Origin of the sequence: Trichocoleus sp. ST-U2 (assembly GCF_039961875.1) — a bacterium.
Lineage (GTDB): Bacteria > Cyanobacteriota > Cyanobacteriia > Cyanobacteriales > FACHB-T130 > FACHB-T130.
In genome coordinates this window covers 21,518-35,643 of the sequence record NZ_JAMPJY010000013.1, presented here as the reverse complement: position 1 = coordinate 35,643, position 14,126 = coordinate 21,518, and the positions used below count along the sequence as shown (strand labels likewise).

Sequence of the window (14,126 nt, the reverse complement as noted above, 5' to 3'; positions counted from 1 at the left end):
TTTATACATTAAGACATTAAGGACTTACTAGCCATGCCAAAAAGGAAATGGCTTTTTGCCATCCTATTTTCTATTACATTATCGATAAGTTTACTTTTTGGGGGTTGGAGAAGCGATCGCGTCTTTGCACAATCGCCACAATATCAAGGTAAAAAATTTGTGATGGTCACGTCAGCGGACTATCCACCTTATGAATTTCGAGATACGGCTAGCGGTAGCGCTGATATTGTAGGTTTCGACGTAGACATTGCCAACTATATTGCTAAAGAGCTAGGGTTTCAACTTGAGATTAAAGATACAGATTTTAGCGGCATAATTCCGGCTGTGCAATCCGGTCGGGCTGACTTTGCGATGGCTGGGATGACACCGACAGCAGAACGGAGAAAAAATGTTGATTTTTCCGATATTTACTATGAAGCTAAAAATACAATTGTTGCTAGAAAAGGTAGTAACCTAACGACACCTGAAAGTTTAGCTGGAAAAAAAGTCGGCGTTCAATTGGGTTCTACTCAAGAAAAAGCTGCTAAAGAAATAAAGGGCGCGAATCTGGTAGCCCTTAATAAGACTGGTGAAATTATCCAAGAAGTTAAATCAAATCGTATCGACGCTGCAATTATCGAAGATACCATCGCTAAAGGTTTTATTGCCAATAACCCAGATTTAGAATTTAATACGGTTCCGAATACTGGGGAAGCAGGGAGTGCGATCGCTTTCGCCAAAGGTTCGCCTCTAGTCAATGACTTCAACCGCGTTCTGGCAGAAATGAAACAGAACGGTGAAATAGAAAGGTTGGTGACAAAGTGGTTTGAAAATAATGGAAAAACTGAAACTCCCGCCAGCAGTTCCAGCTTGGCTTTTGCTAAGATAACGCCTCGGATTCCTTTTATTCTAAAAGGAATATTAGTAACTCTCCAATTCACTGCTATCTCAGCAATTTTGGGCTTTATTTGGGGGACAATCCTCTCTTTATTTAAGATTTCTACCTTTAAACCACTGGTTTGGTTTGCAACAGCCTACACCTCTATCTTTCGAGGAACGCCGCTACTATTGCAAATCGCTTTAGTTTATTACGCAACGCCTCAGTTGATTGGCTACAATATTCCGGCATTATTAGCCGGTGTCATTACCTTTACTCTCAACTCAGGCGCTTACATTTCTGAAACAATTCGCGGCGGTATTCTTGCCGTTGATAAAGGGCAACAGGAAGCTGCTTTGTCTTTAGGAGTTCCCTACAGACCGATGATGCTGGATATTATCTTGCCACAGGCGATAAAAAATATTTTGCCAGCATTAGTAAATGAGAGTATTGCACTACTGAAAGACTCAGCATTAGTCTCTACAATTGGGGTAACTGACTTGTTACGCCGCGCCCAAATTGTGGGTGCAGAACAATATATCTACTTTGAACCTTTGCTATTTGCAGGCGCGATTTACTATTTAATGGTCATGAGTTTAACATGGGGGGGTTATGTACTCGAACGAAGATTACAACGCAGCAGTTAAGGTTGAAGATTTGCATAAATCTTTTGGAAATCTGAAGGTTTTGCAAGGAATTTCGACTGAGATTGGACATGGGGAAGTTGTTGCGGTGATTGGCCCTTCGGGTTCTGGTAAGTCCACTTTCTTGAGGTGCATGAATTTACTGGAAGTGCCAACTTCGGGTAGGATTTATATACAAGGAGCAGACATCACCTCACGAAAAACCGACATTATGAAGGTTCGGCAAAATGTCGGGATGGTGTTTCAACATTTCCATTTATTTCCTCACAAAACCGTCCTTTCTAATGTGACGTATGCGCCTAAAAAGGTAAAGGGCATTTCTTCGGAAGAGGCGCGGCGAGAAGGAATGGAACTGCTGAATAAAGTAGGTTTATCAGAAAAGGCTGATGTTTATCCTTCTAAGCTGTCAGGAGGACAAAAGCAGCGGGTAGCGATCGCGCGTTCCTTGGCAATGAAGCCAGATATCATGTTGTTTGACGAACCGACCTCCGCACTCGACCCGGAAATGGTGAAAGAGGTGCTAGAGGTGATGAAAGACCTCACCAAAACTGGTATCACAATGGCAATTGTCACCCATGAAATGGGGTTTGCGCGAGAAGTTGCCGATCGCATTTTGTTTCTTGATGGTGGAAAGCTGGCTGAAGATTCACCGCCTAGTAAGTTTTTTACAAATCCTGACTGCGATCGCGCTAAGCAATTCTTGGATAAAATCTTGTAAGAGATAATCGTTAGAGGCTGCATTCTTTCTGTAGACACTTCGGCTAATCTACCACGCTCCTCAGAAATTTAGGCAGCCTCATTCGCTCATTTGAGTAATAAACCAGTTAGTTTTTAAGCAATTGTTGTAGTTTCTGCCGTAGTTTTGCTGTCGTTTCTACTGTCTCTTCGTCTCTTACCCCCTTATTTACCCAAAGTTGATTGAAAAACTTCTGTATTTTTATATGGATAAGTAACTTAAATTACAAATACTAGTCTTGAAAATATATTTTTAACTAAATACTTCTGCTTCGATTACTCTTCATTTATCCTGAAATTAGTAGATACAAATTGACAGCGCTCTAAATATATCTTAGCAACTTTATCCATCGGATTATACCATAAGCAATCTTGAAAGAGTTGTGCAGCTTCATGAAATTTTTGATTTTTGTAAAATAACAAAGCTTTTTCAAATATTGTTTTTGCGCTTAATTTACCATCTTTTAATTCCGCTAAATCCCCATCGAATACTTCATAAACTGTTACTTCTTCGGATTTACCTTTTATTTTCACCCGATCGATAATGCGGATGAAGTAATCAGATGAATTTTGTAATTGTAAAAAAGTCTGATGACTGATTAATAATGACACTCCATACTCTTTCGTCAATCCTTCAATACGGGAGGCTAAGTTGACAGCATCGCTAATGACAGTGCCCTGCATCCGGTTATTTCCTCCCACCGTACCCAACATCAAAGAACCCGTATTGATGCCAATCCCGATTTGAATTGGATGATAACCAGCTTGGGCGCGATGCTGATTATACTCGGCAAGATTATGTAGCATGGTAATGGCTGCTTTAATCGCATCATCTGCACTGCCGCTAAACAGCGCCATAATCCCATCACCGATATATTTATCAATGAAGCCGTTATTCTCGGTAATAGCAGGCTCCATGCGGCTTAAAAAGGCATTAATAAATTTAAAATTGTCTGACGGCGTCATTTTTTCTGATAGTGCAGTAAAGTCTCGAATGTCGGCAAATAATACCGACATTTCCTGCTGCACTTGGTCGCCTAATGTGACATCAATAATGCTTTTTTTCTTCAAAAACTGAAGAAATTCACGGGGTACAAACCGCTCGTAAGTAGTGTTAAGTTGATAAAGTTGATCGATTAACTGAATTCGCTCTGCTTCTGCCTTCTTGCGTCGCGTGATATCTTGAAAGGCAGCGATCGCGTACACAATTTCGCCCTTCTCATCAAAAATTGGCGTTGCCCACACCTCTATCGGGATAATCTTGTCTGCTTGGCGAACCTCCATATCATCAACAGTCGAGCAGGAGCCACTCAACGCCAGCGCTAGGGGCTGTTGGGCATTCGGGTACAACCGATCTGTCCCTGCCACATAAGCTTGATAAAGTTCTGGCAGTTGAGCGGTAGTGTCTTCCAGGGCGATGCCCTTGCCGAGTAACCGCTGTGCCGTATGATTGGCGTAGTAGGGTTTGCCGCTCGCATCAATCACGAAAACACCCACTGGCAGGGCTTCTAGAAATTGAGCCAACCTTCTCTCGCTGGCACGTACTACCTCCTCTGCTTTTTGATGCAACTCAGCTTCCACCCTATCGGAATGTTCCGTAGTCGTCTCCAGCAAAATTTCCAAATCGATCTTATCTCTAGTAACGATTGTCAAAAGAGACTGGAGTGCTGCTTGACTCGCTTGTAGTGCTTCTTCGGTACGCTGGCGTTCGGCAATTTCGGCTTGTAGCTTTTGATTGGACTGATGCAGCTGGGCTTCAACCATATCGGAGTGTTCTGTCGTCGTCTCCAACAAGATTTCCAAATCAGCTTTTTTGTTTTTTAAGTCTTCCAATTCCCGGCGCAGATTTGCGATTTCTAAAAACAGCTGTTCCCTTGAGGGTTGTTCTTCTTGCATCGCCTTAGGATTTGCACTTGACGAAAATGAACTTATCTAGTTTTAAGTGCCAGTATCTTAGCCTTGTAGGAGTTTTTATGCCAATTCCAGCTGCAAAGAAGGCATTAGTCGCTGCAAATTTTTCAACGACTTACTTTGCCAGGGGATATTCTTAGAGCCTTGTACAATCATCTGCATACTTGCTTTTTGACGCACGTTGATGACAAATTTCGACAGAACATTGATTCCCGAACTATTCAAAAATTCTAGTTCCCGCAAGTTCAAGGTAATTTTTGGTGGCTCTGAGTCAACTAGATCGTTAAGTAACTTTACGATTGGTGCATATTCTTCCATTCCGCTAAGTCGAAGCGAACCCTGAAATATCGCTGTCTCGGTAACCGAGTCGTACCAAATGCTGTAATCTTCGGTCTTAATTTCCATTACGCATCAACTCCTTGCATATTCTGAACAACTCGGTAAGCTATACTGCCAACTGCACCATTGTGGTCACGGCGATCGCTTCCGCCTCCGACTCTTTTTGGATAGTCTCAAACTTCCAACCTAGCTTAGCCTGATAATCGTTCATCATTGTCAAAAAGCCTAGCCCAGATTCGCTCTCGCTCTCGTCTTCTGCATTTTTTTCTAGCTGGCGAAGATACAACTCGCTCGGATCGCAGGTAGTTAACTCTGTGATAAATGCCTGAAACTTAGCGATCGCGCTTGGATTGATATTGTTCGTACCGAGGAATACCAAGCGATCGTTATGCATTTGCAGCCGAATACTAATAGGTTGCACTGATATGTCATCGTTAAATTTCATCGCATTCTCTAGCAACTCATTAGCGATAAAACTAACAGCACTTTTGATCTCTGCTTTTGGATCGGTTTCGGTCGTATTTTTATTACCAGGAAAGAAAGTTGCAAAATAGTCAGCCATAAAATCAGCCGACAAACCATTATTGCGCCAGCGTTGCTTTAGGGGAATGGAGGTAGGCGAAAATACAATTGTTAAGCCTTCCTGACTGCTTGGTAGCTCGTCCCTAAAGTCTCCGAATATTTGAATCATATCCATTTGGTAGTTGGTAATTGGTAATTGGTAATTTTTTTGAGTTTTAAGTTTTGAACTAAAGTGCTTAGTACTCTCGCGTACAATACATTCTGCTCCTTGCTTCTTAAGTGCCTTTCCGAAAAGCGAAGAAAGGGAATATTAAACTCCTCCCTACTTTTCGGGCAGCGGCAGAGGTGGGATTAAACTGTACTGCATCCAAAAGAGAATTACTATAAATAATTTCTTTTAACTCAACATTCATTACCAATTACGCATTTTTGCTTGAACAGCGCGAAGATGATTTGCTTGTACATTGGCTCATTGATTTGCCTGTGTAGAGCTAATCGGAATCTCAATGTAGAATTCTGTCCCTTGTCCTGGCTCAGAGATACATTTAAGCTGTCCCCCATGTTTTTCTACGACAATTTGATGACTGATAGATAGACCCAATCCGGTACCTTTGCCAACTTGCTTGGTTGTAAACAAAGGTTTAAACAAATGTTGCTTTGCCTCTTCTGAAATACCAACTCCATTATCTGTAATCCGAATCAAAATATGAGAGAAATTAAGCCCAAAGAATGAAGAAGCAACTAATTCATTTTCAGTTTTTATCCTTAGATTATCCTGCTTTATTTCCGTGCTAATCCGAATAGTAGGCACAAGGTTTTGATTTTTACTGAAAATTCCAGAAGCTATTGCTTCTTCTAGCGCATCAATGGCATTGGCAATGAGATTCATGAACACTTGATTAAGTTGTCCGGCATAACACTCAACAAGCGGGATATTTTCATATTCTTTAATTAATGTAATTCCTGGACGATTTCCGTTTGAATTTAAGCGATGCTTCAAAATTAGTAGAGTGCTATCAATGCCATCATGAATATTAAAAAGTGTCTTTCTGGATGTATCTGCACGAGAGAAGGTTCGCAGAGACACGCTAATTTGATGGATACGATCTATTCCTATTTTCAGAGAAGAAAGTATTTTAGGTAGGTCTTCTGCTAGGAAGTCAATATCAATCGCTTGTACCTCTGATTGAATTTCCGGTGCTGGATTTGAATAATACTTTTGGTAAAGTTTCAACAGCCTCAGCAAATCGCAGGTGTAGTCATAGACATAAGTGAGATTGCCAGATAGAAAGTTGACTGGATTGTTGATTTCGTGGGCAATTCCTGCGACTAATTGACCAAGAGAAGACATTTTTTCACTTTGTATTAATTGAACTTGAGCTTGCTGCAAATCGCGCAGCGATCGCGCTAATTGTTGAGCTTTTTCTCGTTCTCGCGCTTCGCTTGCCCTTAGAGATTGCTCAATCTGCTTGCGCTCAGTGATATCAATAATGGTTCCCTCGTAGTAGAGTAAGGTGCCGTTGGCATCACAAATCCCGCGAGTATTCTCGGAAACCCAGATGATGCTGCCATCTTGGCGATAAATTTGATACTCGAATCCCTTCACTTCACCCTGTTTGGTTAATAAATCTAAGAGGTTCTTGCGGCATTTCGGGTCAACATAAACTTGCTCTTTGATTTCTGGGATGCTATTCATCATCTCCTCAGGAGACTCATAGCCGTAAATTTTTGCTAATGCCGGATTGACACAAATGTAGTGCCCGTCTAATGTAATCTGGAAAATCCCCTCAATGGCATTTTCAAAGATACTGCGATACCTCGTTTCCGCTTGTTGCAGCGCTTCCGCGGATCGCTTGCGCTCGGTGGTGTCTTGAAAGGCAGCAATCGCATAAGCAATATCGCCCCGGTCATCAAAAATGGGGGACGCCCACACCTCTATGGGAATTATTTTGTCTGTTTGATAAATCTCCGTATCGTCAACGGTTACTTTTTCGCCTCTCAACGCTCGTATAATCGGCAGGCGATCGCTGGGGTACAATTGCTCTGTGCCTGCGAGATAAAGTTGATAAGTCTCTGGCAATTCCTCGACAGTGGCTTCTGACATAATGCCTTTGCCTAGGATTTGCTGTGCCGTCTGATTGGCGTAGTAAGATTTACCGCTAGCATCAACCACGAAGACGCCCACTGGCAGGGCTTCCAGAAATTGCGCCAGCCTGCGATCGCTTTGTTTTCCCGCCTCCACTGCCTTGTCATACAACTGCGCTGCAACCGTATCCGAGTGTTCGGTAGTATTCTCCAGCAAGATTTCCAAGTCAACTTTTTCTCTTTTCAAGTCTTCCAATTCTTGGGACAAGCTTTCTATCTTCAAAAAGAGCTGTTCTGTTAATGATTTTTCTTCCTCAATTGCCATAAATTTTTATCTTTGCCAAAAAATGAATTACCCTAGCAAGGGATATTTTTAGAGTTTTGTATCACTATTTAAATATTCCCTTTCTTAGGGGCTTTTGTAACAAACTTTACAGAACATTTACTTACAAACTGGTTAAAACTTCTCGCTTCAGCAATTTGAGTTTGAGAGCGGCAGCAAACTCACGAAAGATAAAGTGCAAGTTCTATACAAACAGCGCAGACTACAGCCTTTGGTGTGAAGGCAATGCAAGCTGTTTTGCATCTACAACAGATAAGAAGTCAAACTCGGCTTATTTCTGTTTAAGAATCAGCAAAGTGATGTCATCGTAAATTTTTTGCTCACCGATATGCCGTCGCAGATCCTCAATCACAGCTTGTTTAATTTCCTCAACGGTCTGTTGGCAGCTGCGGCTGACTATGTTGCACAGCCGATCTAACCCGTATTGCACCTTGAATCTATTTTCGGCTTCAGTAATGCCATCGGTGTACAGCACCACGACGTCCCCTGAGTGCAATTGCAACTGAATCTGGGCAACGAAATTGGTAATGTCTGCTTCTAGCCCAATCGGGAAGCCTAAATCAACCGTGTCTATCCGTTCCACCTGACCGCCGGAACGCACAACAATCATTTCTTCGTGTTGCCCCGTCAGGCGCAGCGTTCCCGCTTGGTAGTCCAGTAAGGAAAGGCTGAGATTTTTATCGGAACTCATCCGCTGCACATTGTGATAAATGGTTCGGTTGAGTACGTCTAAGAATCTCTTGGGGTCGGTTTCGTTGTTTTCCAGTAGCGTCCGGACTGCTGTCTGCACCATGATCGTTAAGACGCCGCTTTCGAGTCCGTGTCCGGTGACATCGCCGATCCCGATTTTGACTTTATCCTCATAATTGAGTACATCGTAGTAGTCGCCGCCTACCTCTTCGGCGGGTTCCATAAAGCTGGCAATCTCCAGTCCAGGAAGCGATTCAAGTTCTTGCCGTTTGGGCAATAGCATCTGTTGCAGTCGGCGGGTTACGGCTAACTCAGCGCTCATGCGGATATTGTCGGCTTGAAGACGTTCGTTGAGGGCAAGAATCTCGGCGTTGGCGTGAGCGAGTTCGCTGGTGCGTTCGTCAACTTTTTGTTCCAACGTGTGACTGTAATTCCGCACCGCCTCCTCAGCTTGCTGGCGCTCGGTAATATCGCGCACCAGTACCACATATTCTTGAAAGTCCTGATTGAAACGGTTAGAGACGGCTGCCTCAACGATGGTGGGATGTTCGGGCGTTTTTAGGGTATGTTCGCTCCGACTCGACCAATTATCTGGCTGACCTGCCAAGGCGGGAAATATCTGGTTGAGACGACATCCTAGGAGATTGGGAGCGATCGCTTTTAATAGTTGCTCGGCGGCTGGGTTGGCTTGCCGAATAACGCCCTTTTCATCGACGACGAGAATCCCGTCAATGGCAATATTAAACAAATGCTCAGACTGTTCTCTGGCTTCGACGATTGCCATGACTTGGGGCAAACTTGTCCAGCAAGCGATCGCTACCCCAACAAAGGCAGCGATCAGCAGCATCACCACATAGAGATTGTTGCCATTCTGACCCAGGTCTACCGCCCCAATTCTGGCTCTAAACATCCAGCTAATCGTGGCAGCGCTACAGATCAGTAAGATCAGGATGACTACCTGAAACCCTACAAAATCGGATATTTTAGTTTGCGATCGCCCTCGGTAATGCTGAATCCACCAAGCAGCATGAAAGGGTGCCCACCGGACGCGGCGTATCACCCGATCTGCTGCCAAAATCCCTAGGGGAAATAGCAACCCAATCAAGAAGTCTTTCCAACCCCAAGCCAAACCCCCAACCACTAAGATAACGACTTCCAGCAAAAAGAAGACCCCCGACCACCAAGGCAGAAATACCTCCGGTCTCTTTCGGCGCAGCCACAGTGCTAAATGTACCGACATGATAGACACAAACCAGCCGGTGTTACTCACCACCGCAATCCGGGCGACATCTCCCCAAGCTAGACAAATGAAAGTAAACAACAACGTCAGCACCAAAGCGGGACCGAATACACCCCGTCGGGACACCACAGCGAACACAGGAGATAAATGTCCGTCTGTAGCAAGTTGGTACAGCATCCGGGGACAGTTGGAAAGCACCGTCGCGCAACTCAGAAGCGACCCAGCAGCGAGAAAGAAGGTAACGATGATCGCTGCCGACTGCCCCCAGAACGGCGTAGAAACTGCTAACAAATTTAAGAAAGTGTCACTACCCAAACCTGGGTCGGTTGCTAAGCGCATCAGTACCCAGGAACCCCCCAGAAAGATGGGCGGCATGATCCAACAGGAGATGCTTAGAAACCGCAACGTTTCATCAGGGCGTCGGCTATCAGCAACAAATGCAGACGCAGATTCACAAGCGTAGGTCGTGTAGGTGACGAAGAATAACCACTTCGCCCAATCCACAAAAGAGGGAGGCGACCAACTGGATGGGAAAAAGCCAGGACTTGCTGGGGAAATGGCTAACCAGCCGATGCCAAATAGACAAAAAGCGAGTAAAAGTCCAATTGCCGGGATAACAAAAAATAAGTGCAGGATACTTAAAGCGCGGGTGCCGCTAAACGCCAAAATAAACGCGATCAGCGTCAAGCCAATTTTCACAAGAGTATCGGGACAAGCAATTCCTAAAGGCTCCAGGTTTACCTTAATGAGTTCTGTAAGGACAACCACGTTAATCGCCAGCGTCGAAACCCAGCTGAAGAAGTAACCAACTGCCGCGTAACGGGCTAACCCCGGATAGTGCTTTAGCAATCGGGTGGTATAGTTGGGCGTTCCTCCGGCTACGTCAGGAAAATGCCTGCCTAAGCGTTTTACTTGCAGGTTTAGCAAGATGCCAAGGATCGTTCCTGGCAACCAGACAAAAATAGCCCCCGTACCGAGAGCAATGTGCAGTACGGGGGCTATGGCAGGCCAAGAGATATGAGCCGTTACACCAAAGCCCCACGTTTCCAGAGAGCTAAGACTGCGGGGTAAGCGCGGGGCTGAGTACTGATTCGGAGGCGCAGAGTCTATGATTGTCGGCAATGGTGTTGAGGTCATCAGGTTTATTCGTATTTTTGTCTCAATTTATTTTTAAAGCTTGACAATGAGAGCGATCGCGCTATTGAGATTTCCAGGAGATTAATTGCAGTAAGATACTTTTTTTAATTTATATGTCGAACTATTCCTATTTGAGTCCTGGCATGATGTCATCGTAAATTATGCGCTCTGCAAATCATCGCAGGTTTTCAACACAACGCTGTTCTCGCCAGTATTGCATCCTAGACCTGTTTTCGGCTTCGGTAATTTCATCGGTTATCCTAATTTATTTTCTCTAGAAATACTTGCCTATCTATTCATCGTTGATTGTTATTGGAGAAGTCGTGATAAAACCTAAGCTGAAAGCTATAAACTAAAATCAAATCTTTGAATTTGATACTAATAGAAAGTTTACTTATTAAGTGATTCATATCCTTTCGCTTTATATCTCCAACCGCAACCCTAATCGAATATTGGTCAGGGTTCTGCTATGTAGCATTACCAGAGAAAGTGGTATTTGTTTATTTGATAACTACGTTTTCTTTGAGAATTCACACTTTGTAGAGATGCTTTCCAGAAAACATTTTTACAAAGTGTTAAATCCTTGAAATAAGCGATTTAAGGAGCACCCGACGGTTCGACTGGACGGATAATTGCTGGGGTAGCGGATTCTTCGGGTTGAAAGATTGCCTGAAGTGCTTCTTCGAGAGTTTCTGCCATAACGATACGGTTTTCGTAAGCGACAATCACTCTCACTAATGTTGGTAGACTATTTTGTTCTGCTTCTAGATAAAGAGGTTCGACGTAGAGCAGCGATCGCTCAATTGGAATTACTAACAAATTACCTTGTATTGCCCTGGAACCCTGCCGATTCCATAGAGAAATCTGTTGAGAAATAACCGGATCTTGGTTGATTAAAGCTTCGATTTGCTCTGGGCCATAGACCAACTCCTGTTTGGGAAACCGATAAAGCAACAGCTTGCCGTAATTCTCCCCATCGGAACGCGCTGCTAACCAGGCAATTAAATTGTTACGTTGGGTGGGTGTAAAAGGAAGCAGCAGAATAAATTCTTCCTCCTGGGCAGTTGGCAGTCTTGTGATTAGGTAGTAGGGTTCTACGGGTCGCGGTTCGCTGCCATAAATCTCAGTCGGAACCTGCCACTGGTCTTCCCGGTTATAGAACACCTGGGGGTCGGTCATGTGATAAGTCCGCAACCGTTCCGACTGAATGCTGAAAAAGTCCACTGGATAGCGGAGATGACTCCGCAGGGAAGTGGGCATTGCATTTAATGGTTTTACCAGGTCGGGAAAGATAGCAGTCCAGGAGTTAATAATCGGGTCTTGGGGGTCGGCAACGTAAAAATTAACCGAACCGTTATAGGCATCGATGACGACTTTGACAGAGTTGCGGATGTAATTAAATTGGTTTTCTCCAGGATCGGAGTAAGGATAGCGATCGCTTGTTGTATAAGCGTCAATAATCCAGTAAAGGTAATTTTGCTCCTTCGATGCATCGGTCTTGGCAACCACTAAGTAGGGGTCGCTATCGAACCGCAAGAAAGGCGCGATCTTCTGAACTCGCTGTGCAATATTACGACGAAACAACAGCTTGGTTTGCGGTGTGAAATTCCGCGTAAACATCATCTGCCAGTCTTTCAAATACTCGGCAAATAAAAGACGCCGCCACCACGAACCGATGGAGACGCCGCCAGTACCATCGTAAGTGTTATAAACATTCTCGTTGCCACTGGGATAATCTAACTCTTCGACTGTCGTTGGCGTCATCACATAAGTATTCGTGAGTTCGCCGTAGTAAATCCGGGGTATCCCAATCGGAATACTGACTCGAATGCGTTCGCTGGATACATTTAAGGCATTGTTATCACCAGAATCCGCACTCGTTCCAATATCTTTAACAAAGTAATCTGGCAACCCACCTGCGCCAACTGTATTCACAGGGCTGAGGGTAAAGCCATAACCGTGAGTGTAAACTAAATGTTTATTAACCCAAGTTTGAGCTTCTTGGGGAACGGCATTGTAATCTAATTCCCGTGCTGCCAGAATCACCTGTCGTTTTTCTGTCCCATCGCTTTGTGCAGATGCTTCTAGTTTCAAAGTATACCGATCGATATCGGCGTCAGGAAATTTGTAGTAAAGCCGAATCTGTTGCAGTTGGCGATTTGTTTGTAATAAGGGACGTGTATCCCAAAGGCGAATATTGCGAATCGTCAGTTCATTTTGCTGGAGGTCTACGGCAGTAAGATTTGCTTGAGGGTCGAAGGTTTGAACGTCAATATTCTCTAAATTAAATGCTTCCCTCGTATAGGCAATACTGTGTTCAATATAGGTTCTTTCTCGCACCAACTCATTGGGTTGAACAATGAGGCGTTGCACTGCGACAGGTAAGCCAATTAAAAATAAAAAATTGAAAATTGAAAATCCCAACAAACCAATTTTTAATTTAAAAGTTTTAATTTTTAATTGAATTGTCTGCCAAAACAAAAGCAACGCGATCGCTAGTAAAAATACGCTCAATCCGGTATACAGTGGCAATCGCACGGTGACATCGGTGTAACTGGCACCATAAGTAACGCTGGTGGTGGAATACAACAATTGATACCGCAATAACCAATAACCGAGAGCCAAAGCAGTACACAGGCAACCGCCGAGTCCGCACAAATGGCGCATCTGGGATTTGGAAAACCCTAGAAATCTTCCCTCACTAAAACTATCTCCAGACAGCAAATATATTAGAGTGACTGCTGCAAAACCATACAAAAATAGTCCGAAAAACCAAAATTCTAGTAACTCCCAAATAGGCAACTGAAATACATAAAAGCTGATATCTTGCCTAAATAAGGGGTCAACGCTGTTAAAACTGGTGGGATGAAAATACTGTAAGACCCGCGCCCAGTGGCTTGACAGCACCAGTCCAAAGAATAAACTGAGGACAAGCGCGATCGCAGTTAACAAAAACTGCGGATAAATCAACACCAGCGCCGCCGATACCAACACCACGACAACCTGCCAGATGCTAGAGAGCATCTTTCTACCCATCTGCCAGATCAAGTCAGGCTGAAACCAAACTGGCAACAGAGGAGATACACTTGGCAACCCGACCTTAGAATGCCAATAACTCGTGGCTATTTGACTGTAGTGCAGCAGCATCAACCCGATCGCTAAACTAAGTACTCCTAGCAAAGGCAAAAGCGATCGCAATTTCAGTGCTGAGGACTGAGGACGGATCGAAGAAAAAGATTCTCTTTGGTACTCTTCACTTAAGACTTTATCTCCCCTAACTCCCGCACCAACGCGCTGCTTCTCTAGAAAAAAGTGAGAATCAACCTCCCCCTTTTTAAACCCTGTTGGGGGGATCTCTTTAGAATACTTAAGACGATGGGCAAGATATAGATTACCTAGTAAAAAGCCAGCGGTGACGATAAATGCGATCGCCCCCAACCCCGCCTGAGTGCTTACCCTGAGAAGAAACGCCGGTAGATATCCGACTTCCTGGAACCAAAAAACATCTGCTACTAGGTAAGCGACTAGATCGAAGGCTAGCCACAGTCCTAGTAGCAGTAAAAGTCCTGGAAAAATTCGATTCATTATTCATTGTTCGTTGTTCGTTGTTCATTGTTCATAGAA

The 14,126-nt window shown here is 44.0% G+C and carries 8 protein-coding genes; 2 read left to right on the top strand and 6 right to left on the bottom strand.

Annotated features, from left to right (window positions below; all coding sequences use genetic code 11):
* Nucleotides 1-33 precede the first annotated feature (33 nt).
* Both NC996_RS11185 and NC996_RS11180 read left to right on the top strand, forming a co-directional pair.
* Nucleotides 34-1,503: an ABC transporter substrate-binding protein/permease gene (locus NC996_RS11185; protein ID WP_190690265.1), complete on the top strand. Its 1,470-nt coding sequence runs from the start codon at nt 34-36 to the stop codon at nt 1,501-1,503.
* Nucleotides 1,469-2,218, top strand: coding sequence for an amino acid ABC transporter ATP-binding protein (locus NC996_RS11180; protein ID WP_190690262.1), 750 nt, complete (start codon nt 1,469-1,471; stop codon nt 2,216-2,218). The genes NC996_RS11185 and NC996_RS11180 overlap by 35 nt, the downstream gene beginning before the upstream one ends.
* 293 nt (nt 2,219-2,511) lie before the next feature.
* Here NC996_RS11180 and NC996_RS11175 read toward each other — a convergent pair whose 3' ends face one another.
* From NC996_RS11175 to NC996_RS11150, 6 genes are all read right to left on the bottom strand, one after another.
* Nucleotides 2,512-4,131, bottom strand: a complete 1,620-nt coding sequence (locus NC996_RS11175; protein WP_190690259.1) for an adenylate/guanylate cyclase domain-containing protein — start codon at nt 4,129-4,131, stop codon at nt 2,512-2,514.
* Nucleotides 4,132-4,206: 75 nt separating this feature from the next.
* A complete protein-coding gene (locus NC996_RS11170; RefSeq protein ID WP_190532304.1) occupies nt 4,207-4,551 on the bottom strand; it encodes a hypothetical protein in 345 nt (114 codons plus the stop codon).
* A 40-nt stretch (nt 4,552-4,591) separates the two neighbouring features.
* Nucleotides 4,592-5,176 carry a DUF6272 family protein gene (locus NC996_RS11165; RefSeq protein WP_190690256.1) on the bottom strand — a complete coding sequence of 195 codons (585 nt, stop codon included), beginning with the start codon at nt 5,174-5,176 and terminating at the stop codon, nt 4,592-4,594.
* Nucleotides 5,177-5,476: 300 nt separating this feature from the next.
* Nucleotides 5,477-7,417 carry a PAS domain S-box protein gene (locus NC996_RS11160; protein ID WP_190690252.1) on the bottom strand — a complete coding sequence of 647 codons (1,941 nt, stop codon included), beginning with the start codon at nt 7,415-7,417 and terminating at the stop codon, nt 5,477-5,479.
* 289 nt (nt 7,418-7,706) lie between these two features.
* Complete coding sequence (locus NC996_RS11155) at nt 7,707-10,502, bottom strand: SpoIIE family protein phosphatase (RefSeq protein WP_190690249.1); 2,796 nt, start codon at nt 10,500-10,502, stop codon at nt 7,707-7,709.
* Nucleotides 10,503-11,099: 597 nt separating this feature from the next.
* Nucleotides 11,100-14,087, bottom strand: a complete 2,988-nt coding sequence (locus NC996_RS11150) for a UPF0182 family protein (RefSeq protein ID WP_190690246.1) — start codon at nt 14,085-14,087, stop codon at nt 11,100-11,102.
* Nucleotides 14,088-14,126 lie beyond the last annotated feature (39 nt).